At 67.4% G+C, this 26,922-nt stretch carries 22 protein-coding genes; 15 read left to right on the forward strand and 7 right to left on the reverse strand.

Annotated elements, in window-relative coordinates:
• Positions 1-59: 59 nt before the first annotated feature.
• From DIE03_RS01565 to DIE03_RS01585, 5 genes are all read left to right on the forward strand, one after another.
• The gene (locus tag DIE03_RS01565; protein WP_124446799.1) at positions 60-1,550 is read left to right on the forward strand and encodes an aldehyde dehydrogenase; all 1,491 of its coding nucleotides are present in this window, start codon (positions 60-62) and stop codon (positions 1,548-1,550) included.
• An 18-nt stretch (positions 1,551-1,568) separates the two neighbouring features.
• Positions 1,569-2,531: a VOC family protein gene (locus DIE03_RS01570; RefSeq protein ID WP_124446801.1), complete on the forward strand. Its 963-nt coding sequence runs from the start codon at positions 1,569-1,571 to the stop codon at positions 2,529-2,531.
• Positions 2,528-3,772: an NAD(P)/FAD-dependent oxidoreductase gene (locus DIE03_RS01575; protein WP_124446803.1), complete on the forward strand. Its 1,245-nt coding sequence runs from the start codon at positions 2,528-2,530 to the stop codon at positions 3,770-3,772. The genes DIE03_RS01570 and DIE03_RS01575 overlap by 4 nt, the downstream gene beginning before the upstream one ends.
• Positions 3,773-3,799: 27 nt before the next feature.
• Positions 3,800-5,200: an MFS transporter gene (locus DIE03_RS01580; protein ID WP_124446805.1), complete on the forward strand. Its 1,401-nt coding sequence runs from the start codon at positions 3,800-3,802 to the stop codon at positions 5,198-5,200.
• Positions 5,201-5,361: 161 nt separating this feature from the next.
• Positions 5,362-5,910: a GNAT family N-acetyltransferase gene (locus DIE03_RS01585; protein ID WP_124447269.1), complete on the forward strand. Its 549-nt coding sequence runs from the start codon at positions 5,362-5,364 to the stop codon at positions 5,908-5,910.
• Positions 5,911-6,036: 126 nt separating this feature from the next.
• Here the strand turns inward: DIE03_RS01585 and DIE03_RS01590 are convergent, their stop codons facing one another.
• A complete protein-coding gene (locus DIE03_RS01590) occupies positions 6,037-6,963 on the reverse strand; it encodes an ADP-ribosylglycohydrolase family protein (protein WP_124446806.1) in 927 nt (308 codons plus the stop codon).
• 168 nt (positions 6,964-7,131) lie between these two features.
• Positions 7,132-7,959 carry a hypothetical protein gene (locus tag DIE03_RS01595; protein ID WP_260434771.1) on the reverse strand — a complete coding sequence of 276 codons (828 nt, stop codon included), beginning with the start codon at positions 7,957-7,959 and terminating at the stop codon, positions 7,132-7,134.
• Positions 7,960-8,348: 389 nt separating this feature from the next.
• On the opposite strand from DIE03_RS01595, the gene DIE03_RS01600 reads away from it, so the two are divergent.
• Positions 8,349-8,762: a PPC domain-containing DNA-binding protein gene (locus DIE03_RS01600; RefSeq protein WP_124446810.1), complete on the forward strand. Its 414-nt coding sequence runs from the start codon at positions 8,349-8,351 to the stop codon at positions 8,760-8,762.
• 75 nt (positions 8,763-8,837) lie between these two features.
• Positions 8,838-9,347: a DUF4274 domain-containing protein gene (locus DIE03_RS01605; protein WP_124446812.1), complete on the forward strand. Its 510-nt coding sequence runs from the start codon at positions 8,838-8,840 to the stop codon at positions 9,345-9,347.
• 116 nt (positions 9,348-9,463) lie between these two features.
• Here the strand turns inward: DIE03_RS01605 and acnB are convergent, their stop codons facing one another.
• Positions 9,464-12,049, reverse strand: coding sequence for a bifunctional aconitate hydratase 2/2-methylisocitrate dehydratase (gene acnB, locus DIE03_RS01610; protein ID WP_124446814.1), 2,586 nt, complete (start codon positions 12,047-12,049; stop codon positions 9,464-9,466).
• 408 nt (positions 12,050-12,457) lie between these two features.
• Here acnB and DIE03_RS01615 point away from each other — a divergent pair, with 408 nt between their 5' ends.
• The gene (locus DIE03_RS01615; RefSeq protein ID WP_124446816.1) at positions 12,458-13,222 is read left to right on the forward strand and encodes a BPL-N domain-containing protein; all 765 of its coding nucleotides are present in this window, start codon (positions 12,458-12,460) and stop codon (positions 13,220-13,222) included.
• 22 nt (positions 13,223-13,244) lie between these two features.
• Here DIE03_RS01615 and DIE03_RS01620 read toward each other — a convergent pair whose 3' ends face one another.
• A complete protein-coding gene (locus tag DIE03_RS01620) occupies positions 13,245-13,718 on the reverse strand; it encodes a nuclear transport factor 2 family protein (RefSeq protein WP_124446818.1) in 474 nt (157 codons plus the stop codon).
• A gap of 230 nt (positions 13,719-13,948) precedes the next feature.
• Between DIE03_RS01620 and DIE03_RS01625 the strand changes: the two genes are divergently transcribed.
• Positions 13,949-15,331: a lysozyme inhibitor LprI family protein gene (locus DIE03_RS01625; protein ID WP_124446820.1), complete on the forward strand. Its 1,383-nt coding sequence runs from the start codon at positions 13,949-13,951 to the stop codon at positions 15,329-15,331.
• 65 nt (positions 15,332-15,396) lie between these two features.
• On the opposite strand, the gene DIE03_RS01630 is transcribed toward DIE03_RS01625, so the two are convergent.
• Together DIE03_RS01630 and DIE03_RS01635 are read right to left on the reverse strand one after the other, a co-directional pair.
• A complete protein-coding gene (locus DIE03_RS01630) occupies positions 15,397-15,645 on the reverse strand; it encodes an adhesin (protein ID WP_124446822.1) in 249 nt (82 codons plus the stop codon).
• 476 nt (positions 15,646-16,121) lie between these two features.
• A complete protein-coding gene (locus tag DIE03_RS01635) occupies positions 16,122-16,556 on the reverse strand; it encodes a universal stress protein (protein WP_124446824.1) in 435 nt (144 codons plus the stop codon).
• Between the two features lie 370 nt (positions 16,557-16,926).
• On the opposite strand from DIE03_RS01635, the gene DIE03_RS01640 reads away from it, so the two are divergent.
• From DIE03_RS01640 to DIE03_RS01665, 6 genes are all read left to right on the forward strand, one after another.
• The gene (locus DIE03_RS01640; RefSeq protein WP_124446826.1) at positions 16,927-18,411 is read left to right on the forward strand and encodes an amidase; all 1,485 of its coding nucleotides are present in this window, start codon (positions 16,927-16,929) and stop codon (positions 18,409-18,411) included.
• 349 nt (positions 18,412-18,760) lie between these two features.
• Positions 18,761-19,453, forward strand: coding sequence for a hypothetical protein (locus DIE03_RS01645; RefSeq protein ID WP_124446828.1), 693 nt, complete (start codon positions 18,761-18,763; stop codon positions 19,451-19,453).
• 123 nt (positions 19,454-19,576) lie between these two features.
• The gene (locus tag DIE03_RS01650; RefSeq protein ID WP_124446829.1) at positions 19,577-20,413 is read left to right on the forward strand and encodes an arylamine N-acetyltransferase; all 837 of its coding nucleotides are present in this window, start codon (positions 19,577-19,579) and stop codon (positions 20,411-20,413) included.
• A gap of 107 nt (positions 20,414-20,520) precedes the next feature.
• The gene (locus tag DIE03_RS01655; RefSeq protein ID WP_124446831.1) at positions 20,521-20,697 is read left to right on the forward strand and encodes a ribbon-helix-helix protein, CopG family; all 177 of its coding nucleotides are present in this window, start codon (positions 20,521-20,523) and stop codon (positions 20,695-20,697) included.
• A 1-nt stretch (position 20,698) separates the two neighbouring features.
• Positions 20,699-21,049, forward strand: coding sequence for a glyoxalase/bleomycin resistance/extradiol dioxygenase family protein (locus tag DIE03_RS01660; protein ID WP_124446833.1), 351 nt, complete (start codon positions 20,699-20,701; stop codon positions 21,047-21,049).
• Between the two features lie 7 nt (positions 21,050-21,056).
• Positions 21,057-21,917, forward strand: coding sequence for a class I SAM-dependent methyltransferase (locus DIE03_RS01665; protein WP_124446835.1), 861 nt, complete (start codon positions 21,057-21,059; stop codon positions 21,915-21,917).
• Between the two features lie 22 nt (positions 21,918-21,939).
• On the opposite strand, the gene DIE03_RS01670 is transcribed toward DIE03_RS01665, so the two are convergent.
• Complete coding sequence (locus DIE03_RS01670; protein WP_124446837.1) at positions 21,940-26,781, reverse strand: NAD-glutamate dehydrogenase; 4,842 nt, start codon at positions 26,779-26,781, stop codon at positions 21,940-21,942.
• Positions 26,782-26,922: the final 141 nt, after the last annotated feature.

A 26,922-nucleotide genomic window follows, 5' to 3' on the forward strand; every position in this document is an offset into this window, starting at 1 on the left:
CGTCCGCCCGCGCCACGGCGAGGGCGGACGCGCAGAGACAGATTTGTGGGACTTGTGACATGACTCCTTTCGATACGAGCCTCGTACCCGACGGCAACATCCTGATCGGCGGCGAGTGGCGGCGCGGCCGTGGCGCGCCCTACGCGAGCATCTATCCGGCCGACCAGTCGCTGAACATGGAAGTGTCGACGGCGAACGCGGAAGACGCGGCCGAAGCCGTCGAGGCCGCCGACGCCGCGTGGCGCCGCGCCGACTGGGCCGGGCTGAAGCCGCACCAGCGCGCGCAGGTGCTGTACCGCATCGCCGACCTGATCATGCAGCGCCACGAGGCGCTCGCGAACCTGCAGCGTCGCGACAACGGCAAGCCGATCGGCGAGACGCGCGTGCTGGTGGCCAGCGCCGCGAACACGTTCCGCTATTTCGCGGCGTGCCTCGAAACGCTCGACGAGGAGCTGACGCCGTCGCGCGGCGACTACCTGACGATGAGCGTGTACGAGCCGATCGGCGTGATCGCGGCGATCACGCCGTGGAATTCGCCGATCGCATCCGATGCGCAGAAGCTCGCACCGGCGCTCGCCGGCGGCAATGCAGTCGTGCTCAAGCCGGCCGAGGTCACGCCGCTCGTGTCGCTCGCGCTGGCGCGCATCTGCGAGGAAGCCGGCGTACCGAAGGGCGTGCTGAGCGTGCTGCCGGGCAAGGGCTCCGTGATCGGCGACGTGCTCGTGCGTCATCCGCTCGTGAAGAAGGTGTCGTTCACTGGCGGTACCGAAGTGGGCCGCGGCATCGCGCGCATCGCGGCCGAGAAGCTGATGCCCGTGTCGCTCGAGCTCGGCGGCAAGTCGCCGACGATCGTGTGCGACGACGCCGATCTCGATCACGCGGTCAACGGCGTGCTGTACGGCATCTTCAGTTCGTCGGGCGAGGCGTGCATCGCAGGTTCGCGGCTGTTCGTGCAGCGCGCGGTATACGACGAATTCATGAAACGCCTGGTGGCCGGCGCCCGCAAGCTGCGCGTGGGCGACCCGACGCGGCCCGACACGCAGATGGGGCCGCTGATCACCGCGAAGCATCGCGAATCGGTCGAGCGCTACGTCGCGCTCGGCCTCGAGGAAGGCGGCCGCCTGCTGTGCGGCGGCGAGCGGCCGTCGGGCGACGGGCGCGAGCACGGTTTCTTCTATCAGCCGACCATTCTCGAAGGCTTGCCGAACAGCGCGCGCATCTGCCAGGAGGAAATCTTCGGGCCCGTGCTCGTCGCGATGCCGTTCGACGACGAAGCGTCGCTGATCGCGCAGGCGAACGACAGTGTGTTCGGCCTGGCGGCCGGCATCTGGACGCGCGACTACAAGCGGGCATGGCGCATCGCGCGCGCGCTGGAAACGGGCACCGTGTGGATCAACACGTACAAGCTGTTCTCGATCTCCACGCCGTTCTCGGGCTGGAAGGAGAGCGGGATGGGGCGCGAGAAAGGGCGCCTCGGCATCCGCGAGTACATGCAGCAGAAGAGCCTCTACTGGGGCTTGAACGACGCGCCGCTGCCGTGGGCGAACTGAGCGAAGGGGAATGACGCAATGAGCATTTTGGGAATCGAGCAGATCACGTACGGCGTCGACGACCTCGCGACCTGCCGGCGCTTTTTCGCCGACTGGGGGATGAAGGAAGTCGCGCACGACGATACGCGCGCGCGTTTCGAGACGCTGAACGGCTGCACCGTGCTCGCGGTCAAGGCCGACGATCCGGCGCTGCCGCCTGCTTTCGAGGCAGGCCCGACGCTGCGGGAAGTCACGTGGGGCGTCGCGACGCAGGGCGAACTCGACGCGCTGCGCACGAAGCTTGCCGGCCAGCCCGGCTACTACGCGCAGGACGATGCGGTCGGCTGCATCGACCCGAACGGGATGGCGATCCGCGTCGAGGTCACGCGCAAGCGCGAACTCGACATCACGGGCTCGCCGTCGAACGTGTGGGGCCGGACGCTGCGCGTCGACCAGCCGAGCCCGATCTATGCGCGCGCCGAGCCGGTCGAGGTCGGCCATGTCGTGTTCTTCACGAACTGCCTCGACGCGCAGGAGAAGTTCTATCACGAGCTGCTCGGCTTCGAGACGTCGGACCGTTATCCGGGCCGCGGCGCGTTCATGCGCTGCGCGCCGCACGGCGGCCACCACGACCTGTTCCTGCTCGCGCTGCCGAATGGCAAGCGCGGCCTGAACCACGTCGCGTTCACCGTGCGCGACATCCATGAAGTGTTCGGCGGCGGCATGCACATCGACCGCTGCGGCTGGGAAACGCAACTCGGCCCGGGCCGCCATCCCGTGTCGTCCGCGTACTTCTGGTACTTCCAGAATCCGGCCGGCGGCCTGATCGAGTACTACGCGGACGAAGACATGCTGACGCCCGAGTGGCAGCCGCGCGAATTCGAGCCGGGCCCGACCGTGTTCGCCGAATGGGCCGTCGACGGCGGCCTCGACGGCAATACGCGCCGGCAGAAGAACGCGCAGGCGCCGGAAGGCAAGTTCATGACGGAGCGCAAATCGTGAGCGAAACGAACTCGCAGGAATCGGCCGCGCCTGGCACGGTCGTCGTGATCGGCGGCGGCCAGGCCGCCGGCTGGGTGCTGAAGACGCTGCGCGCGGAAGGGTTCGCGGGCCGCCTCGTGATGATCGCCGACGAGCCGCATCTGCCGTACGAGCGCCCGCCGCTGTCGAAAGCGGTGCTGGCCGGCGACGCGGACATCGAAACCGTGCGTGTCGTGCGTCCCGACGAATTCGACGCGCTGAACGTCGAAGCCTGGCAGCCGGAACGCGCGGCCTCGATCGATCGCGCACGCCGCGTGGTGACGACCGCAAGCGGTCGCGCGATCGAATACGACCGGCTCGTGATCGCGACCGGCGGCACGTCGCGCCGCTTGCCCGATGCAATCGTCAGCACACCGAACCTGCATTACCTGCGCACACTCGACGAAGCGGCCGCGCTCGGCGAAAAGCTGCGTGCGAGCCGGCGCGTGCTCGTGATCGGCGGCGGCTGGATCGGCCTCGAAGTCGCGGCGACCGCGCGCAAGCTCGGCGTCGAAGCGGTCGTGGTCGAAGGCGCGCCGCGCCTGTGCGGCCGCTCGGTGCCGCAGATCGTGTCGGATTTCCTGCTTGACCTGCATCGTTCGAACGGCGTCGACGTGCGCACGGGCGCGGCGCTCGCGTCGCTCGACGCGCAGCCCGGCGATGCATCGAAGGTGCGCGCGACGCTCGCCGACGGCACGACGATCGACGCAGACTTCGCGGTGGCCGGCATCGGCCTCGCGCTGAACGCGTCGCTCGCGAGCGACGCGGGGCTGGCGGTCGACGACGGCATCGTTGTCGACGAATACGGCGCGACCAGCGACCCGGCGATCTTCGCGTGCGGCGACGTCGCGAACCATCACAACGGCTGGCTGAAGCGGCGCGTGCGGCTCGAATCGTGGGCCAACGCGCAGAACCAGGCGATCGCGGCGGCGAAGGCCGTGCTCGGCGTGCGCGCACCGTACGCGGAGATTCCGTGGTTCTGGTCCGATCAGTACGACGTGAACCTGCAGATCCTCGGCGATCTGCCGGCCGATGCGCAGCTCGTCGTGCGCGGCGATCTCGCCGCGCGCCGTGCGACGCTGTTTTTTGTGGGCGACGGGCATGTGAGAGGTGTCATCGCCGTCAACAACGCGCGCGAGCTGAAGCTCGCACGCAAGTGGATGAACCAGGGCCGGGCAGTGGATACGGAAGCCCTGGCAGACACGACCCAAGCGCTTGCCTGACCGGCGAAAGACCAGGAGACACCCCGCATGAGCACTTTCGACAATGTCGTGGCCGGTCGCGCCACGATGGAAGCTGCCGCCTCCACGCCCGGCGCGATCATCGCGCGGCTCGAGCGGCTTCCGGCCAACGCGATGCAGATCCGCGCGCGCGTGCTGATCGGCACCGCGACGTTCTTCGACGGCTTCGACGTGATCACGATCGCGGCGACGCTGCCGTTGCTGATCCACAAATGGGGGCTGTCGCCGACGCAGATCGGCATGCTGATCGCGTCCGGCGCGATCGGCCAGCTGATCGGCGCTTTCCTGTTTCCGGCGCTCGCGGAAAAGCACGGCCGCGTGAAGGCGATCGCGTGGAGCTCGGCCGTGATCGGCGTCACGAGCATCGCGTGCGGCTTCGCGCCGACCTTCGAGGTGTTCGTGCTGCTGCGGATCCTGCAGGGGCTCGGGCTCGGCGGCGAACTGCCGGTCGCCGCGACGTACATCAACGAGATCACGCGCGCACATGGCCGCGGCCGTTTCGTGCTGCTGTACGAGATCGTGTTCCCGATCGGCCTGCTCGTGTCGATGGCGCTCGGCGCGTGGCTCGTGCCGCGCTTCGGCTGGGAAATCATGTACTTCGTCGGCGGGCTGCCGCTGATCCTGTCGCTCGTGCTCACGCACCTCGTGCCGGAATCGCCGCGCTGGCTGGCGTCGCGCGGGCGGCTCCCGGAAGCCGGGCGCGCGGTGGGCGTGTTCGAAGCGTCGGTGCGCGGCGAACTGCCGCCCGTCACGCAGGTGGCCGCGTTCGACGAGATGGTGCGCCAGCATCCGAAGCGCAAGATGAGCGACCTGTTCAGCGCGGCCTATCGCAAGCGTACGCTCGCGGTGGCGACGTTGTGGGCGACCTGCGGGTTCATCCAGTACGGGCTGTCGACGTGGCTGCCGACGATCTACAAGAACTTCTATCACGCGCCGCTGCAGCTCGCGCTGAACCTCGCGGTGATCGGCTCGGTGATGGGCGTGCTCGGCTCGCTGGCGTCGGCGCTGCTGGTCGACAAGCTCGGCCGCAAGCCGGTGATCGTGTGGTCGTTCGTGCTGTGCGCGCTGTCGCTGGCGCTCGCGGGTGTCTATCACGCGTCGTCGGTGTATGTCGTCGCGATCTTCTGCTCGCTGTCGCTCGGGTTGATGGCGTCGGGGTTCATCACCGCGTACGTCTATACGCCGGAGCAGTATCCGACGAGCATTCGCGCATCGGGCTGCGGGCTCGGCAGCGCGTGGCTGAAGATCGCGTCGTTCGTCGCACCGATGGTCGTGCCGCACGCGATCATCGGCGGGAACCTCGCGCCGGCGTTCTACCTGATCGGCATCGTGCCGCTGATCGCGGCGGTGACCGTGCACTTCGTCGGGATCGAGACGAAGGGGAAGGTGCTGGAGGCGCTGGAGGCGTGAGTGTCTTCCGCTGCGGTGGATGGAGTGAACCGAAAGGCCCGGGCGATGCTCCCCGCGCTTGTTTTCGGGGCGCTCCCGCAGCGGCGCGCAGGGTGCGCGCGATTGTTGGGGCACGGCGGGCGTGTTCTAATGCACGGTCCCGATTTCGTCAGACCATGGCCATGCCCTTGTTCGAACCCGTCACGCTGCATACCTCGCGCCTCGTCCTGCGGCCGCTTCGCGACGCCGACGCACAGGCTTTCTTCGAGATCTGGTCCGATGCGGAAGCGATGCGCTACTTCTCGTTCTCGCCGATGACGCAGATCGAGCAGGCCGAGGCGCGCGTCGCGCGCAACCTGCAGACGTCGGCGACGGGGCAGGACCTGATTTGCGTGCTCGAATTGCGGGAAACCGGCGAAGCGCTCGGCGAATGCGTGCTGTTCCATGCGAACGAGCAATGCCGGCGCGCGGAGATCGGCTTCAGCCTGCGGCGCACGTTCTGGCGCGGCGGATACATGCGCGAAGCGGCGTCGGCCGTGATCGATCATGCGTTCGGCACGCTGCGGCTGAACCGGATCGAGGCCGATATCGATCCGCGCAACGTCGCGTCGGCACAGCTGCTCGAACGGCTCGGCTTCGTCCGGGAAGGGCTGCTGCGCGAACGCTGGATCGTCGGTGACGAAGTGTCGGACAGCGCGCTGTACGGGTTGCTGGCGAGCGATCGTCGCTGATGCGGCTGCGGCTGCTGCGAGCTATTTCGCGGCAGGGACGATCACGCACGTGTTGATGCAACTGCACGGGGCAATCGGGTTCGGCTCGAGAGGTTCGATTCAACTGACGGCCGGTGATGGGTGTGCTCACAGCTTCGCGAGCCAGCCCTCGACCTTGTCTTTCCCGCGCAGCGTTGCAACCCAACGTTCAGGTAGCGCATGTTCGCCGTACAGCACGCCGGCGAGGCTGCCTGCGATGGCCGCCGTCGTATCCGTATCGTTGCCGAGCGCGATCGCGCGTTTCACGCAATCCTCGTAGCTGCCCGTCGACAGCAGGCAATGGATCGCCGACCAGAAGCTGTCGACCACATAGCCCGATCCTTGCGGCGCGTCGAAGCGGCCGTCGAGCACGATCTTCAGTTCGATTTCGTCGGCCGTGCCTTCGTGGCGCGCGAGCAGTTCATCCTCGGCCGCGCGGACAGCATCGGGCGCTGGCTGGCCGTCGACGATTCCGAGGGCCGTCAGGCAATAGAGTGCGCAACACAGCTGCGAACGCACGTGGCCGTGCGTGACGATGCTTTGCTTGTGCGCGAGCCGGATCGCGTCGTCGCGCGACGCGGCGACCATCACGACGGGGAAGCAGCGCATCAGCGAGCCGTTGCCGTTGTCGCGCTCGTCGCCGGGCCCGGCCACTGCGGGCGCGGCGCCCGCCGCCAGCGCGTGGAACGCGCGCTGCGTCTGCAGGCCGACGTCGAATACGCGGCCGTCCGGCGTGAATGCGCCGCGATGAAACCAGTCCAGCAGGTTGCCGGCGAACGTATCGAGATTCAGGTCGCGCTCGCGCAGCAGCGCGTCGAGCAGCGCGAGCGCCTGCGCGCCGTCGTCGCTCCAGGTGCCGGGCGGCACGCCGTCGTGTGCGCGCGCGAAGCCCGGCGGCGGGGTCATGTCGATCGCGGCAGGCGGCGGAATCGACGCGGCGTCGTGGAATTCGTACGGCACGCCGAGCGCGTCGCCGATCAGCAGGCCAAGCAGGCCGCCGCGCAGGCGGGATCTTCGGTTCGGAGTCGGTGTCATCAAAGAGAGTTCGGGTTGCGGCGGCTTGCGTCGCGCAAGACCGTGCACAAGACCTTGAGTTGAACTCCGTCATTATGCCGTCGCCGCCAATTGGCGTACTTTCAGACTGTTCGCCGGGCGCCTTCGCGCGGTGGCGGCCGCAGTCGTCGTTGAAACGACCCGCGACGATTACGTCAACGCTCGCCCGGCCGCCACGTCGACAGGCACTTCGCGCTCCAGTGCCTTGGCGGCGAGTTCCCCGACCCAGTCTGCATCGGCGGGATCGACGACGCCATATTGGTCCGGCGGAAAAAAAGCATGGTGGTGGGCCGCCGCAGTCAGGCGCTCACATTCGGCGTGAGACAGCAGGTAGGACGTCACGGTCAATGGCGCCGCCGGTCCACTCCATCTCGATCCGATGCGGATATGGGTGCGTGGCGCAAACGCCATTGCCAATTCTCGCCGCGGGATCAATCGTTTCGTCTCCGAGGGGAACGTTGGCGGCGCGTACCAATTGTCTGCCGCAATTCGATGATCCAGCACCAGCCAATGACCGACGGACGTTCGGGCCAGGATCCACTGCCTGAGTCGGGTCTTGCTGGATTTGAGCTTGCCGTCGATCCATTCCTCGACGTAGAGGGGCTCCGGATCGTAGTCGTCCGACCACACGACGATTGCCGAACATAGCGTATGGCGCTCCAATTCGACATGCCCGTTGGACGGCATTTCGCGCCAGTACCGCTGTCGGGTACCGTACGTCGCGACGCACCAGTTCAGGCCGATCCACGCTGCGATGAAGAGCGCCGTGACCCATATGACGGTGACGGCTGTTTCGCCCACCGCTCGATCCATATCAAAGGCCGGATCCACCATTCCGTGGTAAGCAAGCATACCCAGCAAATACGCGAGCACCGGGATCACCGGTCCGACTACGACCGGCAGCATCAGAATGGCGAGCCAGTTCCGGACATGCACGGTCGCCGCCGACTTGGCGCGTGCACGCTCCTCATCGCTCATTGCCGCGACTTCCCGCGCGGCAATGTCGTCGCTCGGGGTGTGGAACCGCTCATACGTATTCTGGCATGTGGGCATTCGACGGGGCGTGCGGTGAAAGGGTGCGATAAAGCAGGGATTTCCTCGAGGAACTGATTCTTGCATACGTTAGGGTCGATTTTCAGACGCACGTGTGTGCGTTCCGTGCGTCAGCAAACCGATGCGCTGCGGCTGGTACGAAACCATGCCACAGGGGGCCGTATGCGCGGGTGACCCGGAGTGGAACGGCAGCGGATGGAGCGACGCCGCGAAGACACCGACGCGCGGGGATTATCGAGTGCGGCCGACTTGCCGGATTCACGGCGCGAACGTACGCTTGGTCGATACCGCGATCGACCCACAGGTTCTCGACCATGCAAGCCCATCCTTTGCGTCTTTCCCCCGGCGACGATCTGCGCGGCGCCATCGAGGCAGCGCTACACCAGCATGAAGCGCAGGCGGCCTTCGTGATCCAGGGCATCGGCAGCCTGAGCGTCGCGCAGTTGCGCTTCGCCGGCGTCGACCAGCCGACCGAGCTGCGCGGCGACCTCGAAATCCTGACGCTGGCCGGCTCGGTGTCGCCGGACGGCGCGCACCTGCACATGTCCGTCTCGGATGCGGACGGCCGCGTGACGGGCGGCCATGTCGCGAGCGGTTGCGTGGTGCGCACGACGGCCGAGATCCTGCTTGCGCTGCTGCCGGCGCATCGCTTTTCGCGCGAACTCGACGCGGGCACCGGCTTCAACGAACTGGTGATCCGCCCCGAGCCGGGCGGCGATGCCGCGTGAGTGTCGCGAAGCAGCGCTAGAATCGCGCGTTATTCGACGCTTTCCGCCATTCACTCTTCTGCAAGGCCGCCGTCCATGGACGATTCCGAAATCGAACCAAAAGTGTGGGAAATCGTGCGTACCTGGCTCGAGGGCGCGACGCCCGAGCAATGGCACCGGTTCGCCGCGCGCTCCAATTACGACGGCAACGGCCGCGCGTTGCGCTGGCTGCTCGACAACCGCAACATCGATCGTGCCACCGCGCTGCTGATCTACTGGAATCTCGGCGCCGCATGGTTCGTGCAGTACGCGAGCGAAAGCGACCTGGGCGACGCGTCATATCAACTGGACACGTTCCGGCTGGTGCGCGAAGTCGAGCAGCGTTACGCGGAAGGCTATTACGCCGATCACGGCATCTGGTTCGACCCGCATGACTTCGAAGGTGCGGGCCCGAACGACTATCCCGATGTACCGGTCGCGCGGCCGGTGCCGGCACTGATGCTACAGCCGACCAACGGCCGCGAGTATGTCGATCTCGACGAGGAAGGGTACGACGAGGGCTTGCCGTTCGAGGTGGCCGAGCGGATTTTCGCGCTTTACGACTGACTAGGCCGCGACGGCCAACCGGCGCCGGATAAAAAAATGGCGTCGCGGGCATTCAGCCTGCGACGCCATTGCGTGGCGCTGCGACGTCAACCACCCGCCGCAGCCCGACTGCGTGCTTACAGCTGCACGGTGTCGGCCACTTCCTTGAAGTCTTCGATCTGGTCGAAGTTCATGTACTGGTAGATCTTGTCGCCGTTCGCGGTGAGCACGCCCATGTCGGCCATGTACTCTTCCTTGGTCGGAATCTTGCCCAGACGCGAGCAGATTGCCGCCAGTTCCGCCGAGCCGAGATACACGTTCGTGTTCTTGCCGAGACGGTTCGGGAAGTTGCGGGTCGACGTCGACATGACCGTCGCGCCTTCGCGCACCTGAGCCTGGTTACCCATGCACAGCGAGCAGCCCGGCATTTCGGTACGCGCACCGGCCGTGCCGAACACGCCGTAGTGGCCTTCTTCCGTCAGCTGCTTCTGGTCCATCTTGGTCGGCGGCGCGACCCACAGCTTGACCGGAATGTCGCGCTTGCCTTCCAGCAGCTTCGACGCGGCACGGAAGTGACCGATGTTGGTCATGCACGAACCGATGAACACTTCGTCGATCTTCGCACCGGCGACGTCGGACAGCGTCTTCACGTCGTCCGGGTCGTTCGGGCACGCGACGATCGGCTCGTGGATGTCGGCGAGGTCGATCTCGATGACGGCCGCGTACTCGGCGTCGGCATCCGGCGACAGCAGTTGCGGGTCGGCCAGCCACTGTTCCATCGCCGCGATACGGCGTTGCAGGCTGCGCGGGTCCTGGTAGCCCTGCGCGATCATCCACTTGAGCAGCGTGATGTTGCTGTTCAGGTACTCGATGATCGGTTCCTTGTTCAGGTGCACCGAGCAACCGGCGGCTGAACGCTCGGCCGACGCATCCGACAGCTCGAACGCTTGCTCGACCTTCAGGTCGGGCAGGCCTTCGATTTCGAGGATGCGGCCCGAGAAGATGTTCTTCTTGCCTTGCTTGGCGACCGTCAGCATGCCTTGCTTGATCGCGTACAGCGGGATCGCGTTGACGAGGTCACGCAGCGTGACGCCCGGCTGCATCTTGCCCTTGAAGCGGACCAGCACCGATTCCGGCATGTCCAGCGGCATCGTGCCGGTGGCGGCCGCGAACGCGACCAGGCCCGAACCTGCCGGGAAGCTGATGCCGATCGGGAAGCGCGTGTGCGAATCGCCGCCGGTGCCGACGGTGTCGGGCAGCAGCATGCGGTTCAGCCACGAGTGGATCACGCCGTCGCCCGGGCGCAGCGCGATGCCGCCGCGCGTGCTGATGAAGTTCGGCAGCGTCTGGTGCGTCTTCACGTCGACCGGCTTCGGATACGCGGCGGTGTGGCAGAACGACTGCATCACGAGGTCGGCCGAGAAGCCGAGGCACGCGAGGTCCTTCAGTTCGTCGCGGGTCATCGGGCCCGTGGTGTCCTGCGAGCCGACCGAGGTCATCTTCGGTTCGCAGTACGTGCCCGGGCGCACGCCCTGGCCTTCCGGCAGACCGCACGCGCGGCCGACCATCTTCTGCGCGAGCGAGAAGCCCTTGCCGCTGTCGGCCGGCTGGTGCGGTAGGCGGAACAGCGTCGACGGCGCGAGGCCGAGCGCTTCACGTGCCTTCGCGGTCAGGCCGCGGCCGATGATCAACGGAATGCGGCCGCCGGCGCGCACTTCGTCGAACAGCACGTCGGACTTGACCTGGAATTCGGCGATGACCTTGCCGTCCTTCAGCGCCTTGCCTTCGTACGGGCGCAGTTCGACCACGTCGCCCATTTCCATCTGCGACACGTCGAGCTCGATCGGCAGCGCGCCGGCATCTTCCATCGTGTTGTAGAAGATCGGGGCGATCTTGCCGCCGAGGCACACGCCGCCGAAGCGCTTGTTCGGGACGAACGGGATGTCTTCGCCGGTGAACCACAGCACCGAGTTGGTGGCCGACTTGCGCGAGGAGCCGGTGCCGACCACGTCGCCCACGTACGCGACCAGGTGCCCCTTTTCCTTCAGCGATTCGATGAACTTGACCGGGCCGCGCTTGCCGTCTTCTTCCGGCGTGATGCCCGGGCGCGCGTTCTTCAGCATCGCCAGCGCGTGCATCGGGATGTCCGGGCGGGTGGTGGCGTCCGGCGCCGGCGACAGGTCGTCGGTGTTGGTCTCGCCCGTCACCTTGAACACGGTGATGGTCAGGCTTTGCGGCACTTCCGGGCGGCTCGTGAACCATTCGGCATCGGCCCAGCTCTGCAGCACGGCCCTCGCGTGCGCGTTGCCCTTGTCGGCGAGTTCCTTCACGTCATGGAACTGGTCGAACATCAGCAGGGTTTTCTTCAGCGCGTCGGCTGCGACAGCCGCGACGGCGTCGTCGGACAGCAGTTCGATCAGCGGCTGGATGTTGTAGCCGCCCAGCATCGTGCCGAGCAGTTCGGTCGCGCGTGCACGCGAGATCAGCGGGCAGGCGGTCTCGCCCTTGGCCACGGCGGCCAGGAAGCCGGCCTTCACGCGGGCGGCTTCGTCGACGCCTGCGGGTACGCGATGGGTGATCAGGTCGACGAGCGTCTGCTCTTCGCCGGCCGGCGGGTTCGTCAGCAATTCGACCAGTTCGGCGGTCTGCTGAGCCGTCAGCGGCAGGGGAGGAATACCGAGCGCGGCGCGGGCGGCCACGTGAGCACGAAAGTTTTCAAGCATGGGGAGACCTGCTGATATTGCGTTTGAGGGGAAGGCCTTGCCGGCACTCCGGGGCTATTCCAGGCACTGCTTTGAGCGGGATTCTAATCTCAATGGTCTGGAACGTCAAATGTCTTATGTCTTATATAAGAGTTGGCAGGCGAAGGACCGGGGGCCGTGGCCGCATGGCGGAAGCGGCCTTGTCTGGCGTGGCTCGATGGGCGGGTTGTCGGGGCGGGCTCAGGTTGCCGACGGCGCACATTTCTGCACATGCACGCAGGAAACGGTACACACGCGGCGCTTTCGCGCGTCTACGCTTCCTGCCACGCAGCTTGCGATCGGCGTTCGAAAACGCAGGGCGGGATTTGGCGCGTGCCCGTCGATTCGTCCCGTGCGGCTGCGGTCCTTCTTACTCGGGTGATCAGGAACATGCGATCCAGCGATTCGATTTTCGTGGTGATGGCGCTTGTCGCGTCGTCGGTCGTTCAGGCGGCGACCGCCGGCGACGAAGCGCGTCGCGAGGCCAGCCGGCCCGTCGCGCTGGTCTATCGCGGCCCCGCCGCGTGCGATGGCTGCCCCGAGGCGATCGCCGGCCGCCTGCGGGAATCGGACTACAAATTCCGGGTGATCTACGTCGGCCCCGCGGAAAAGCTCAGGATCACGCCCGCGGCGCTGGCCGGTGCCGCGCTCTATGTGCAGCCCGGCGGCGGCCAGGACATTGCTGGCGCGGCAGCCAGCATCGGCCGAAATGAAATCCGGGCCGTGCGGCGATACGTAGCGAACGGCGGTCGATACCTCGGGCTCTGCATGGGCGCCTACCTGGCCGGCGGACAGGGGTTCGGGCTGGTCGCCGGCGATATCGACTCCGAGGTCGACCGGCCGGGTTCGACGCTTCACGGCATCGCCGACACGGTGACGCCGGTCGTCTGGCGCGGGAAAAAACGCTGGATCTACTATCAGGACGGCGCGAGGCTCCCGGTCGCGCCGATCGGCTCCGGCGGGATCGTGCTGGCGATCTACCCGAACAAGGACATCGCGGCCGCCACCTACCGTTACGGCAAAGGGCGCGTCGGCCTTGCCGGCCCGCATCCGGAGGCCGACGAAAGCTGGTATCGCCAGAATGGTCTCGAGAATCCGGACGGCGTAGTGCCGGACATGGCCTACGACCTGATCAACGCGACGATGAAGCCGTAGCGAAGCGGCCGCTGCGTGCGGCTTATCGCCGTTTGGCGCGATACGCGTCGAGATTTTTCCGTGCCTGCGCGCGGATTGCGCGCTGCACGAAAGGCGTCCAGCCGAGCAGCGCGCCCTTCAGCCCGAGCGCCTGACGCGCCCAGCGCCACAGGTCGAAACTGTCGCGATGCTCGACGATGCGCCCGTCGCGAAACCGGAACCGCGCGTCGATCCGGTTGACCACCATGCGGCCTGTCGCGGTGAACCGGTAGTGCGCGATCCACTCCGCGCGGCCGGCCTGCTCGTCGGCGGCGACTTCGCCGAACGTCAACGAGAAATCCTGCGCTCGCGCGACGAGCATGCGCCACATGTCGCGAGCGAGGTCGCCGCGCAGTTCGCCGAACGCGGGATCGCTGAAGACGATGTCGTCGGCATAGCAGGCAAGCATCGCGTCGACGTCGCGCTGCTGGAAGGCCGTGTAGAAACGCTGGATCAGTTCGGTGTTCGGATGGCTCATCTGTTGATTGGCTGTCGTTGTAGATGATGCGGAGTCTCGGCGTTCGGCCGGAGGCCGAAGGACGGGCAAGCCACTGTAGCGGAAATTCGACGCGCCGTGGCCGACGGGCGCGGCTGCGTGCGCCGGACGCTTTCCGGCGGTTCCGCGAACCGGTAGATTGGCGGACAATCGCGCGCTGGAGGCCGGTCGAGCCACGATCCGGGCACGCGTTGACCGTCGAGAAGCCATTCATGAAATTCCACGTAGAAGCGTCACTGCGGCGCACGTTGTTGCCCGTGCTGCTGGCGCATGCATTCCCGGGCGTCGCGGCAGGGCTCGACTGCGCCCAGGCAACCAGCTCGACGGAACAGGCCGTCTGCGCGTCGAACGACCTGCATCTGGACGACGGCAGGCTGTCGGCCTTTTACCGGAAGCTGTCCGGTGCGTTGCCGCAGGATCAGCGCGCGGCGTTGCGCACCGCGCAGCTCGGCTGGCTGAAGACGCGCGATCTATGCGGCGCCGATCATGGCTGTCTCGAGCAGCGCTATCTCACGCGGATCGGCGACCTGCAATCGCAACTGGCCGCGGTGCTCGCCTATCGGCCCGACGCCGAAGACAAGGCTGCGCTCGCGGACTTGCGTTCGCTCGTCGATCAGGCTCGCCGAACGGATGCAGGCTCGCCGGTCGAGAGCGTGATCGAACGGCTGCGGATCAAGACGGCAGTCACGCGGTTTTCCAGCGCGTCCGACGATGGGCAGGGTGCCGCGTTTCCGACGGCCCGGCCCGATGGCGTGACGGTCGACGAATGGAACGCGTTGAAGGCGTCGCACGTCGACGGCGACGGTACGGAGACGAGTGCGTCCTACACGCTGATCGATCTCGATGGCAACGGGCAGCGCGATCTGGTGATCGAATCGGCGGCGAACGGAACGGGGTTGTGGTCGTCGGTCGACGTCCTGCGCCGCAACGGCGGCAAGTTCGAGACGCCCGGCGAGTCGAACGAGGCGATCGACCGCAGCGTGTACACGCTGAATGGCCGCGGCGCAAATCAGGCGGCCGACTGGATTCGGCTGCGCGGGCGTGTCTACGCGCTGTATCGCGACAGTCACTACGGTGTGGACGAGTTTTACCTGCTGCGGCCGTTTACCGTCGTCGACCAGGTGCCGATCCTGACCGTGCATTATCGCTACCGCCTGTCGGTGCCGATCGCGCAGCACAAGGAAGGCAAGGCTGCGCCGACGATGCTCGACGGCACACTGCATGCGGCGCTCGAACAGGCGCTGCACGACGTGAGCGACAGCGCCGCGCGCGATGCCGGCGCCGCCCGGCCGCTGTGTCCGATTCCGCCGTCGGTGCAGGGCGATGACCGCGACGCGTATTCGAACTGTGGCCCCGGTCACTATGCGTACGAGATCGTCGGCGACATGCCGGTTCATGTCGGCGGCACGTGCTACATCGGCCGGTTGATCGACTGGTTCGGCCAGTACGGCAAGGACGGCCTGGCGGCACGGCTGTCGATGCGTCTTCCCGCCAACGATACGGACCGCGAGCAGACGTTCAGCGTGACCGGCGTCCGGACCGTGACGTCCGTCGCGACGTCGATCGGGAAAATGACGGTCAACAGCGGGAATTGAAGCGCACGCATGCGGCTGCGCTCGGCCGCATCGACTTGAACGCGGCCGGCACGCCACCGGATGCGTCACCGGTTCGCCAGCGCGACGTCCTGGTTGCCGCGTCCGGTCACCAGGCAGCCCGACATGAAGGCCTCGCTCTGGCTACCGGCGGCCGCGTCGCCGAAGCCGCGGCCGAGCGCATCGGCCCTGACCTGCGCGGCGCCTTGCTCGCATGCGAGCGGGCTGGCGTCGCGACCCTGTGCATGCAGGATCGCGCGATCGCCGATGAGATAGGCCAGCAGCGCGAAAACAGCGATATGTACGGCTCGTCTCATGATTCGTCTCCTCGTCGCTCAAGCGTAACGCGGACACGTTCGACGAAGCACTTGGGGCTTCCCCCGGTAAACGTCTGCTGAAAGCGGTGGCGGGGCGCTGGAACCCGACCCGATTATTTGCCGGAACCCGGCACGACGGCGATGCGCGCGAGTTTGACGAATGTCAGGGTCCGGGCGGGAGCGAACGGTCGCGCGACCGCTCGAGGCGATAGCATGAATGCATGATTTGACGGAACGCGATGGCGGATGAACGCATCGGCTCCGGCAAGCAGGTCCGCGATGAATATCGCTGTCGAAATAGTGAGGAATCCAAATGTTGAACGTCTCTTCCGTGCTGATCAGTCTCGCTCCGCTGTGGGCCATCCTGCTGGTGGCGTCGTCGGCGGCCGCCTATTTCGTGTTCTGGCGCAAGGTCATCGACTGAGTGCAGCGCGCCACGCGTGCGCATCGTGCGCATGCACGGCGTGCGATGTCCGTCATTGCACCGCCGTCACCGGCACATTCGAAATCCGCACCAGCCGGCCCATCACGCTGCGGCGAAACACCGACATCAGCGCATGCAGCGGATCCTGGCGCGGCGCGACCACCACGATCTCGTCGCACCCGGTCTCGGCCGCGACGGATGCGATCGTATCGGCCACCGGCCCGACCTTCATCACGACGGTGTATTTCACGCCGGCCTCTCGCAAAATCCGCTCGGCCATGGCCAGATCGTCGGCCGCGAACTTCTCCTCGATCGAGCGCAGTCGCGACAGCGGGTGGTAGGCTTCGAGCCGCGTCGATTCGAGCGGCGCCTGGACGTTGATCAGCACCACCTCCGACGCGCAGCGCTCGCGATACAGGAATGTCGCGTGGCGAACGGCCTGAAGCGAGCGCGGCGAGTGGCCGACCGGAACCAGCAGCTTGAGCATGGACGATGTCCTGGGAACGAGATGCTTCCAGCGTAGCGCGCGGCCGGTGCGGGCAACCTAAAGAGATCGGGCGGTCGCGTAAAAATGTCGTTAACGTGCGCCGCCGCGTGACGCGCCTATTAGAAATATAAGAAATTTAAGTTTATGCGCATAAACGATTTCATCGGCCGGGACGGTGCGAGCGGCCCGGTACGCGTCGCCGCGATTCAGTCGGATCCGCAATGAATCGCGACGGAAAATATCGGAGGTCGCCGATCCGGCGTCGCGTAGAGTAGAGCATCGGCCGCGGCGCGGCCTCTTCCGGCGGGTTCGGGAGCGACTGCAGCCGCCACGCGGCCCGCCATTCCATTTCGAATCCAGGAGACCCCGCATGCCGCACGGCGCCCCGCAGCTTCTCGCTCCCGCTTCCATCTCCGTCGATCCGATCGTGCGCCTGTCGGCAGGCGAGCTTGCCGGCGCGATCCGCAGCAAGACGGTTTCGTGCGTCGAGACGATGCGTGCGTACCTCGATCACGTCGAGCGCGTGAACGGCGCAATCAACGCGATCGTCGCACTGCGCGACCGTGACGCGCTGCTGGCCGAAGCCGCGGAAAAGGACGCCGCACTGGCGCGTGGCGAGTATCACGGCTGGATGCACGGGATGCCGCAGGCGCCGAAGGATCTGGCGATGACGAAGGGGCTGCGGACGACCTACGGCTCGCCGATCTTCCGCGAGAACGTGCCGCAGGCCGATTCCGTCGGCGTCGCGCGGATGCGCGCGGCCGGCGCGATCTTCATCGGCAAGACCAATACGCCCGAATTCGGGCTCGGCTCGCACACGTTCAACGAGGTCCATGGCGCAACGCGCAACCCGTACGACCTGACGAAGAGTGCGGGCGGCAGCAGCGGCGGCACGGCGGCGGCGCTCGCCGCGCGGATGCTGCCGGTCGCGGATGGCAGCGATTTCGGCGGCTCGCTGCGCAACCCGGCCGCGTTCTGCAACATCTACGGCTTCCGTCCGTCGCAGGGCCGCGTGCCGCGCTGGCCGGGCGTCGACGTGTTCATGCAGCAGCTCGGCATCGAAGGGCCGATGGGCCGCACCGTCGGCGACGTCGCGCAGCTGCTCGCGATCCAGGCCGGCTACGACGCGAACGATCCGCTGTCGCTCGCGGAAGATCCGGCCGTGTTCGCGCAGCCGCTCGACGCGGACCTGCGCGGCAAGCGCATCGCGTGGGTCGGCGACTGGAACGGCTATCTCGCGACCGAGGCCGGCGTGCTTTCGCAGTGCGAGGCGGGGCTCGCGACGCTGCGCGAGATCGGCTGCGACGTCGATGCCGCGTTGCCGGCGTTCGCGCCCGACCGGATCTGGCGCCTGTGGCTCACGCACCGGCACCTGCTGTCGGGCGGCGGGCTGCTCGCGCACTATCGCGACCCGGCGCGGCGCGCGCTGCTGAAGCCCGAGGCGATCTACGAAGTCGAAGGGCTGCTCGCGATGCAGGGTGCGGCGGTGTTCGACGCGAGCGTCGAGCGAACCGCGTGGCATCAGGCCGTGCTGAGCTTCTTCGACCGCTACGACTTCATCGCGGCGCCGACCGCGCAGGTGTTCCCGTTCGACGTCGACCAGCGCTGGCCGAAGGAGATCGCGGGCCGCACGATGGACACTTACCACCGCTGGATGGAAACGGTCGTGCCGTGGACGCTGGCCGGCTGCCCGGTGATCAACGTGCCGGTCGGCTTCAACGATGCGGGGCTGCCGATGGGCATGCAGCTGATCGGGCGCCCGCGTGCCGATCTCGCGGTGCTGCAACTTGCGCGCGGCTACGAGCAGGCGGCCGACTGGGTCAACCAGCGGTTGCCGGCGTGGATGGCCGCATAACGTCGCGGCCAGGCTGGCCAACGAGCCGGTAGCAGGGCGATGAAACGGGCGGCGGCGAGTCGCCCGTTTTGTCTGGCGCGGCGAACGCGACGCGTGGCGGCGCTGCGTTTTGCTGCACTGCATGCAAAGGCCCCACTCAGCCTGCATTGACGCAACCGGAGAACGAATGCCGATACCCGCGTGACATCGCACGGCAAACGTGGACGAATCCACGTGACGACGCCTGCCGGTCGCGGAATTGCAAGCGGCCGCACGCCGTGATTTCGTTTCGATGTGTTTCAGTCGTTGCGGCATCGCGCGACGCGCTTCGACAATATCGGCCTCAATCATTCGGGCACGAGGAAAGCACATGAAGCACATTCGCGCGACGGGCCGTCACCTGGCCTCGGCAGGCATCGCGTTCGGCATCCTGATCAGTCACGCCGCGCACGCGCAGCTCGACTTGCAGTCGCTGGGCGCGTCGCTGCTCGGCGGCGGTCAGCAACAGCAGGCGGCGCCCGCGCAGGGCGGCGGTGTCGCGCAGTTGCTGCAGGCCTATGTCGGCGCGAACCGGCAGGTGCTGACCGGCCAGTCGTCGCTCGCGTCCGCGATGGGGCTGACCGGGGCGGCGGGGCAGGCGCAGCAGGCCGCGAGCCAGCTGTCCGGCGGCGATGCGCTGACGCCGGCCACGCTGTCGCAGATGGGCGGCGCGCAGCAGTCGGTGTCGCAGGCGCTCGGCCAGGCGTTCGCGAGCGGCGGTGCAACGCACGGTCCGATCGACAAGCAGGCGTTCAGCAACGGCCTCGCATCGCTCGGGCAAGGCCTCACGCAGTATTCGCAGCTGCAGTCGGGGCTCGGCAATCTCGGTTCGACGAGCGCGGCGTCGCTGCTGCAATCGGGCCTGAATCCGCAGAACATGCAGGCCGCTTCGTATATCGCGCAAAGCGCGCCGGGCCAGCTGCAGTCGCTCGCGGCGACGCTCAGCCAGGCCGTGCAGTTCGCGACGAGCCAGGGCATTTCGGTGCCGTCGGTCGCATCGTCCGCGCTGAAGCTGCTGCCGTAGCGTCGTGCGGGCGTACGCGCGATGCGGTGCCGGCATCGCGCGCGGCGATGGACAATCGCCCCGCGCAACATGGGGATTTCGCGTGATGCTATCGTGGCGAGTCCCTTTTATCGGTGCAGGTTCATGACTGACTCGTTCGACCTCTCGCGCTATTTCTCCCGCATCGGCTACGACGGCCCGGCCAAGCCGACGCTCGACGTGCTGCGCCGGTTGCATCTGCTGCATCCGCAGGCGATCCCGTTCGAAAACCTCAATCCGTTGACCGGCGCGCACGTCGCGCTCGACCTGCCGGCGCTTGTCGACAAGGTGATCGAGCGCCGCCGCGGCGGCTACTGCTTCGAACTCAACAAGCTGTTCTACACCGCGCTCACGACGATCGGCTTTCGCGTGACGCCGATGATCGCGCGCGTGCTCTGGATGCGGCCGCCGGAACTGCCGGCCGCGCCGCATACGCACATGCTGCTGCGCATCGATCTCGACGGCGTGGCGTGGCTCGCGGACATCGGTTTCGGCAGCGCGACGCTGACGGCGCCGCTGCGTTTCGTGCCGGACGAGCGGCAACTGACGCCGCACGGTGCATTCCGCGTCGTCGCCGCGCCGGTCGGCGGCGAATTCGACATGCAGTTCGAGACGCCGGACGGCTGGCAGACCACCTACCGCTTCCAGCCGAAGCAGGTCGAATGGATCGATTACGATGTCGCGAACTGGTTCACGTCGACCTATCCCGACTCGATCTTCCTGCATGACCTGATCGCGTGCCGCGTGCTGCCGGACGGCCGCGCCGCGCTGCGCAACACCACGCTGACGCTGCGCGACGCGGCGGGCGCGGGGCGCTCCGTCACGTTCGACAGCGCGGCCGAGTGGGGCGCGTGCCTGCGCGACACGATCGGCGTCAATACGGACGGTTTCGATCTCGACGCGCTGTTTGCGCGGCTCGCGGCGCGCGCCGCCGCGCAATAGCGCGAACGCGCGGCAGGCGGCCCGCACGCGGGCCGCACCCGTTTCCCGGCATTCATCCCGCCGCCCCCGCGATTGACTTTTGCTAGATTGCTAGCATACTAGCCATCATGACCGACGAAGAAGTGAAGCAATTCAACGTGTACCTGCCGCTCGGACTGATCCGGCAGGTCAAGCATCGCGCCATCGAGACGGAGCAATCGCTGTCCGCGCTGGTGGCCGATGCGCTACGCGCGTACCTGGCCGCGCCGTCGCCAGGTGCGGAACCGTCCACCAAGGAGAAATGACATGTCATCCGAGCGAATCGAAGCCGTGTACCTGACGACGCACAACTGGGGCAAGTCGGCGAAGTTCTTCCAGGCGCTGGGCTTCAAGCTGGAATTCGAAACCGATCACAACTCGGGCCAGCTGCGCAGCGGCGACGGTCCGTTCCTGTTCATCGCGGAAGTGCCGCCGGGCGAGACGCCGGATATGCAGGTCGTGCTCAAGGTGGCCGACGAGCAGGCGGTGCGGCCGCAGCCGATCGTCGATGTCGTCACGCCGTTCGTGGACACGCACTGGGGCACGCGGGACATGACCGTGCGCGATCCCGACGGCCGTGTGTGGCGCCTGCAGGCGCCGGGCAAGCAGGGCGCGTGAGGCCGGCATGACCGAGATCCGCGAAGACGCCCCCGACAGCACGGCCGCTCGCGTCGCGCTGTGGCGCGCGCTGCACGTCGAACTCGACGCGCCGCCGCACGTGTTTGCCGACGAAGTCGGGCTTCAGTTGCTCGCGCCGCCGCCGGGCTGGCAGCAGCGCGGCGACATGGATCCGCAGTTCACGCGGCCGTTTCGCGCGTCGATCGTCGCGCGGGCGCGTTTCATCGAGGATCTCGTGGCCGAGCAGGGCGCGCGCGGCGTGAGCCAGTATGTGATCCTCGGCGCGGGCCTCGACAGCTTCGTGCAGCGCCGTCCCGACATGGCGTCGCGCGTGACCGTGTTCGAAGTCGACCCGCCCGCGCCGCAGGCATGGAAGCAGCGCCGCCTGGTCGAACTCGGTTTCGGCGTGCCCGACTGGCTGCGTTTCGTACCGGTCGATTTCGAGGCGAAACAGTCGTGGCGCGCTGCGCTCGTCGGCGCGGGCTTCGATGCCGGCAGGCCGGCTGTCGTGGTGTCGACGGGCGTCAGCATGTACCTGACGCGCGAAGCGAACGCGGCCGCGTTGCGCGAAGTCGCGTCGCTCGCGCCGGGCTCGACGCTCGCGATGACATTCTTGCTGCCGTTGGAGAACGCGGACCTGGACGTGCGTCCGGCGCTCGACATGGCCGCGAAGGGCGCACGCGCGAGCGGCACGCCGTTCATCAGCTTCTTCATGCCGGCGCAGATCCGGGCGCTCGCGCTGGAGGCCGGTTTTGCGAAGGCCGAGCACGTGTCGGCCGCCGAACTGACGCGTCGTTATTTCGCCGATCGCACGGACGGCCTGCGGCCGCCGAACCACGCGGAAGAGCTGCTGGTCGCGACAGTCTGAATAACGGCGCGCGCGATCCCCGTCACGCGCGTTCGAGCACGGCCATTTCCCGCACGACCACGAGCAGCACCGCCAGGCTCGCGCCGCCCGACGCGCGCAAGTCCGCGAGCAGGTGCTCGTAGCGTGCGAGCGCGGCGTTGCGGCGCTCGCGCCACGCACCGACGATCGTCTCCGGCGTCGTCGAATCCGGCGACTCCGCGAGTGCGCTCGTCGTCAGCGTGCGCTTCAGGCGCGCGACTTCCGCGAGTGCGGCGGCGCGTGCCAGCATGTCCCAGTGCGTCGGCGTCGGCAGCGTCGCCGCGCGCTCGCTGATCCAGCCGTAATTGAGCAGCGTGCCGAGCGAGAAATACACACCCGCGACGAGTTCGAGACTGCGGTTGCAGGTCGCGGCCACTTCGGCGATGTCGAGCAGCGCGGCTGAAATGTCGCCGCTCGCGACGCGTACCGCGAGCGCACTGTCAACACCGGCTTCGACCAGCACGCGCTGCCGCTCGGACAGCGCATCGAGATCGTCGGCCGGCAGCAGCGACGGCAGTTGCGGGGCGAGCCGTTCCGCCGCGTCGCGGCAACGCGCGATCAGCTCGGCGACGCCGCCGTCCGCCACCGCACCGGATTGCAGGTGGCGCAGGAACCACAGCGCCGCACGCTCCAGCAGCCGCGCGACGTCGACGAACATGCGCGCCTGCACGTCGTCGGCCACGCGGTTGTCGAGCGCGTCGATGTCGCGCCATACCGCGTCGAGGTCGAACACGTCGCGCGCCATGATGCATGCGCGGACGATGTCGCCCGGCTTCGCGTCGGTTTCCTCCATCAGCCGGTGCACGAACGCGCAGCCGACGCGGTTCACGAGCGCGTTGGTCAGGTGCGTCGCGAGAATCTCGCGGCGCAGCGGATGGCGGCCCATCGGCTCGCTGAAGCGTTGCTGCAGCGGCTTCGGGAAGTAGTCGACGAGCATCGCGGCCACCAGCGGATCCTCGGGCACGTCGGATTCGAGCAGCGCGTCGTAGAGCCACATCTTGCTGTACGCGAGCAGCACCGCGCGCTCCGGCGACGTGAGGCCGGCCTTCGCGGCCTGCCGCTCGGCGACTTCGTCGTCGGTCGGCAGGAATTCGATCACGCGGTTCAGCCGGCCCGCGCGTTCGAGCCAGCGCATCAGGCGCGCTTCGGCGTCGAGCAGCTCGACCGCATAGCGGCCGGCGATCGACAGCGCCTGCGTCTGGTAGTAGTTGTCGCGCAGCACGAGCAGCCCGACTTCGTCGGTCATTTCCGCGAGCAGTGCGTTGCGCTGCTTCTCGGTCATTTCGCCGTCCGACACGACGAGCCCGAGCAGGATCTTGATGTTGACTTCGTGATCCGAACAATCGACACCGGCCGAGTTGTCGATCGCATCGGTGTTGATGCGGCCGCCGCGCTGCGCGAACTCGATGCGGCCGAACTGCGTGCAGCCGAGGTTGCCGCCTTCGCCGACCACCTTGCAGCGCAGGTCCGCGCCGTTCACGCGCACCGCGTCGTTCGCGCGGTCGCCGACCTGCAGGTGGGTTTCGCGCGCGGCCTTCACGTAGGTGCCGATGCCGCCGTTGTACAGCAGGTCGACCGGCGCCTGCAGGATCGCGCGGATCAGGTCGGTCGGCGGCAGTGCGTGGGCGTCGATGCCGAGCGCGGCCTGCACGGCCGGCGACAGCGGGATCGTCTTCGCGGTGCGCGGATACACGCCGCCGCCCGACGAAATCGCTGCCGGATCGTAGTCGGCCCAGCTCGAGCGTTCGAGCGCGAACATGCGCGCGCGCTCCGCGAAGCTCGTCGCGGGATCGGGGTTCGGGTCGAGAAACACGTGGCGGTGATCGAACGCGGCGACGAGCCGGATATGCGGCGACAGCAGCATCCCGTTGCCGAACACGTCGCCCGACATGTCGCCGACGCCGACCACGGTGAAGTCGGTGGTCTGCGTATCGATGCCCATCTCGCGGAAGTGCCGCTTCACCGATTCCCACGCGCCGCGCGCGGTGATCGCCATCTTCTTGTGGTCGTAGCCGACCGAGCCGCCGGACGCGAACGCGTCGTCGAGCCAGAAGCCGTATTCGTGCGAGATCGCGTTCGCGTAGTCGGAGAAGGTGGCCGTGCCCTTGTCGGCGGCGACGACCAGATACGGATCGTCGGCGTCATGGCGCACCACGTCGGGCGGCGGCACGATCGCGTTGCCGACGAGGTTGTCGGTCAGGTCGAGCAGCCCGCGCAGGAAGGTCTGGTAGCACGCGACGCCTTCGCGCATCCACGCTTCGCGATCGCTCGGCGGCGGCGGGTTCTTCACGACGAAGCCGCCTTTCGAGCCGACCGGCACGATCACGACGTTCTTCACCATCTGCGCCTTCATCAGCCCGAGCACCTCGGTGCGGAAATCCTCGCGTCGATCCGACCAGCGCAGGCCGCCGCGCGCGACGCGCCCGCCGCGCAGATGCACGCCCTCGACACGCGGTGAATATACCCAGATCTCGAACATCGGCTTCGGTTCGGGCAGGCCGGGCACCTTGGCCGGATCGAACTTGAACGACAGGTACGGTTTCGAGTCGCCGCTTGCGTCGACGAGGAAGTAGTTCGTGCGCTCGGTCGCGTTGATCACGCCGAGGAACTGGCGCAGGATGCGGTCCTCGTCGAGGTTCGGCACCTGGTCGAGCGCGCCTTCGATCGCCTTCAGCAGGCGTTCGGCCTGCACGCCGCGCGTGTCGCCGGTGGCCGGGTCGAAGCGCAGCAGGAACAGCTCGACGAGCTGTCGGGCGATCGCCGGATTGCCGGTCAGCGCGCGCTCGATATACGCGTCGCTGAACGTCGAGCCGACCTGCCGCAGGTATTTCGCATACGCGCGCAGGATCGTGACTTCGCGCGCGCTCAGGTGCGCACGCAGCACGAGGCGGTTGAAGTCGTCGTTCTCGATCCGGCCGCTCCAGATCCGGTCGAACGCATCCTCGAACAGGCCCTTCACGCGCTCGATGTCGAACTCGGTATCGTCCGCGAGCTCGAGGCCGAAATCGTGTACCCATGCGTGCGTCGCGTCCTGCGTCTGGATCCGGTACGGGCGCTCCTCGTCGACGCGCACGCCGAGATGCTCGAGCATCGGCAGGCTGCGCGACAGCGCGATCGGGTCGCCAGCGCGATAGACCTTGAAGCGGAACGCGCGCGGCTCGGCCTCGATCGGGCGGTACAGGTTCATCGCGAGCTGCCCCGTGTCCTTCACGCGCTCGATCAGCTCGATGTCGCGCACGGCCGTGCGGGCCGGGTAGTCGTCGCGATAGCCGGCCGGGAACGAATCGGCGTAGCGCTGCAGCAGTCGGTTGCCTTGCTCTTCGCCGAATGCGTCGAGCAGCGCGTCGGCGAGATCGTCCTGCCAGCGGCGCGTGACCTGCACGAGCCGCGTTTCGAGCTCGCGCGTGTCGACATCGGGCATCGTGCCCGGTTCCGCATGGACAACGAAATGAATGCGCGCGATCGCCGATTCCGACAGCAGCGGCGTGAATTCGACGTTCACGCCGTTGTACGCGTCGACGAGGAGTTTCGCGATGCGGCGGCGCAGGTCGGTGTTGTACTTGTCGCGCGGCACGAACACGAGGCACGACACGAAGCGGTCGAACCGGTCGCGCCGCACGAACAGCCGCGTGCGCTGGTGTTCCTGCAGCCGCAGGATGCCGAGCGCGATGTCGTAGAGCTGGTCTTCGTCGGCCTGGAACAGTTCGTCGCGCGGATAGGTTTCGAGCACCGTCACGAGCGACTTGCCGAGATGCCCCTTCGGCAGGAAGCCTGCGCGCCGCACGATGTTCGCGCACTTGCGGCGCACGATCGGGATCTCGGCGCTCGACACCATGTAGGCGGTCGACGTGTAGAGCCCGATGAAGCGGCGCTCGCCGGTGACCTTGCCGTCCGCGCCGACGAGTTTCACGCCCACATAGTCGAGATAGCCCGGCCGGTGCACGGTCGCACGCGAGTTCGCCTTCGTCAGGAAGATCGGCCACGCGCCGGTGATGATGTCGGCGGCGGCCTGCGGCAGCGGCGTCACGTCGGGCGCGCCCGACGTGCGCAGCGATTCGCGCAGGATGCCGTAGCCCGAGCCTTCGACGCCGCGCAGGCCGAAGCCCGTGCCGTGCGACACCAGCGCATAGTCGCGCTGGCCGAGGAACGTGAAATGGTCGGCGGCCATCCATTCGAGGAACGCGCGCGCCTCGATGTCTTCCGCGGTCGATTCGCGCGCCTTCATCTCCTTGATCGTCGCACGGGCGATGTCGACGATCTTCGGCCAGTCCTCGACCGACGCGCGCACGTCGCCGAGCACGCGTGCGATGTCCTCGCGCAGCGTGTCGAGCAGCGCGGCGTCGCCGCAGCGGTCGACCTCGAAATGGATGAACGACGCGAGCTGCGACTGGCCGTCGCCGGGCGTCGCACCGCCCGCGTCGACGCGCTCGATGCCGCCGCCCGCGCCGCGCCAGATGCGGAACACCGGGTGCAGCGCCGAATGCAGCGCGAGCCCGAGGCGGTTGACGGCCATCGACACCGAGTCGACGAGGAACGGCATGTCGTCGTTGACGATCTCGATCACCGTGTGATCGGAATGCCAGCCGTGCTGTTCGAGGATCGGGTTGTACACGCGCAGCCGCTCGCTGCCGGGCACGAATTTCTGGGCGGTCTGCCAGTGCGCCATCGCGGCGCCGTACAGGTCGGCGATGCTGCGGCTCTGCAGATCGTCGGCGTCGACGAAATCGTAGTAATGACGCAGGAAGGGTTCGACGATCCGGAAGGTGGCTTCGGGCAGGCGCCCGCGCGCGAATTCGACGACATCGGAGAGCAGGTGTGCGACGACTTCCTCGTTCTTCGCTTCCATGGCGGTCTCCTCGTCGGGTGGCCATTGGCTGCTGCGTCTGTCCGGCATTATGGCCCCGATCGCGTGACAAAGCGATGTGCGGGCGCACAACGCGGGCGGCCCGAGGCGGCCGCGTGCGGCGCCCGTCGCGGGCGGCGCGGC

Origin of the sequence: Burkholderia sp. Bp8992, from assembly GCF_003853705.1 — a bacterium.
Lineage (GTDB): Bacteria > Pseudomonadota > Gammaproteobacteria > Burkholderiales > Burkholderiaceae > Burkholderia.

Coding starts and splice junctions, on each gene's coding strand:
- DIE03_RS01565 (WP_124446799.1), top strand. CDS start 60: ATGACTCCTTTCGATACGAGCCTCGTACCCGACGGCAACATCCTGATC.
- DIE03_RS01570 (WP_124446801.1), top strand. CDS start 1,569: ATGAGCATTTTGGGAATCGAGCAGATCACGTACGGCGTCGACGACCTC.
- DIE03_RS01580 (WP_124446805.1), top strand. CDS start 3,800: ATGAGCACTTTCGACAATGTCGTGGCCGGTCGCGCCACGATGGAAGCT.
- DIE03_RS01585 (WP_124447269.1), top strand. CDS start 5,362: ATGCCCTTGTTCGAACCCGTCACGCTGCATACCTCGCGCCTCGTCCTG.
- DIE03_RS01590 (WP_124446806.1), bottom strand. CDS start 6,963: ATGACACCGACTCCGAACCGAAGATCCCGCCTGCGCGGCGGCCTGCTT.
- DIE03_RS01595 (WP_260434771.1), bottom strand. CDS start 7,959: ATGAGCGATGAGGAGCGTGCACGCGCCAAGTCGGCGGCGACCGTGCAT.
- DIE03_RS01600 (WP_124446810.1), top strand. CDS start 8,349: ATGCAAGCCCATCCTTTGCGTCTTTCCCCCGGCGACGATCTGCGCGGC.
- DIE03_RS01605 (WP_124446812.1), top strand. CDS start 8,838: ATGGACGATTCCGAAATCGAACCAAAAGTGTGGGAAATCGTGCGTACC.
- acnB (WP_124446814.1), bottom strand. CDS start 12,049: ATGCTTGAAAACTTTCGTGCTCACGTGGCCGCCCGCGCCGCGCTCGGT.
- DIE03_RS01615 (WP_124446816.1), top strand. CDS start 12,458: ATGCGATCCAGCGATTCGATTTTCGTGGTGATGGCGCTTGTCGCGTCG.
- DIE03_RS01620 (WP_124446818.1), bottom strand. CDS start 13,718: ATGAGCCATCCGAACACCGAACTGATCCAGCGTTTCTACACGGCCTTC.
- DIE03_RS01625 (WP_124446820.1), top strand. CDS start 13,949: ATGAAATTCCACGTAGAAGCGTCACTGCGGCGCACGTTGTTGCCCGTG.
- DIE03_RS01630 (WP_124446822.1), bottom strand. CDS start 15,645: ATGAGACGAGCCGTACATATCGCTGTTTTCGCGCTGCTGGCCTATCTC.
- DIE03_RS01635 (WP_124446824.1), bottom strand. CDS start 16,556: ATGCTCAAGCTGCTGGTTCCGGTCGGCCACTCGCCGCGCTCGCTTCAG.
- DIE03_RS01640 (WP_124446826.1), top strand. CDS start 16,927: ATGCCGCACGGCGCCCCGCAGCTTCTCGCTCCCGCTTCCATCTCCGTC.
- DIE03_RS01645 (WP_124446828.1), top strand. CDS start 18,761: ATGAAGCACATTCGCGCGACGGGCCGTCACCTGGCCTCGGCAGGCATC.
- DIE03_RS01650 (WP_124446829.1), top strand. CDS start 19,577: ATGACTGACTCGTTCGACCTCTCGCGCTATTTCTCCCGCATCGGCTAC.
- DIE03_RS01655 (WP_124446831.1), top strand. CDS start 20,521: ATGACCGACGAAGAAGTGAAGCAATTCAACGTGTACCTGCCGCTCGGA.
- DIE03_RS01660 (WP_124446833.1), top strand. CDS start 20,699: ATGTCATCCGAGCGAATCGAAGCCGTGTACCTGACGACGCACAACTGG.
- DIE03_RS01665 (WP_124446835.1), top strand. CDS start 21,057: ATGACCGAGATCCGCGAAGACGCCCCCGACAGCACGGCCGCTCGCGTC.
- DIE03_RS01670 (WP_124446837.1), bottom strand. CDS start 26,781: ATGGAAGCGAAGAACGAGGAAGTCGTCGCACACCTGCTCTCCGATGTC.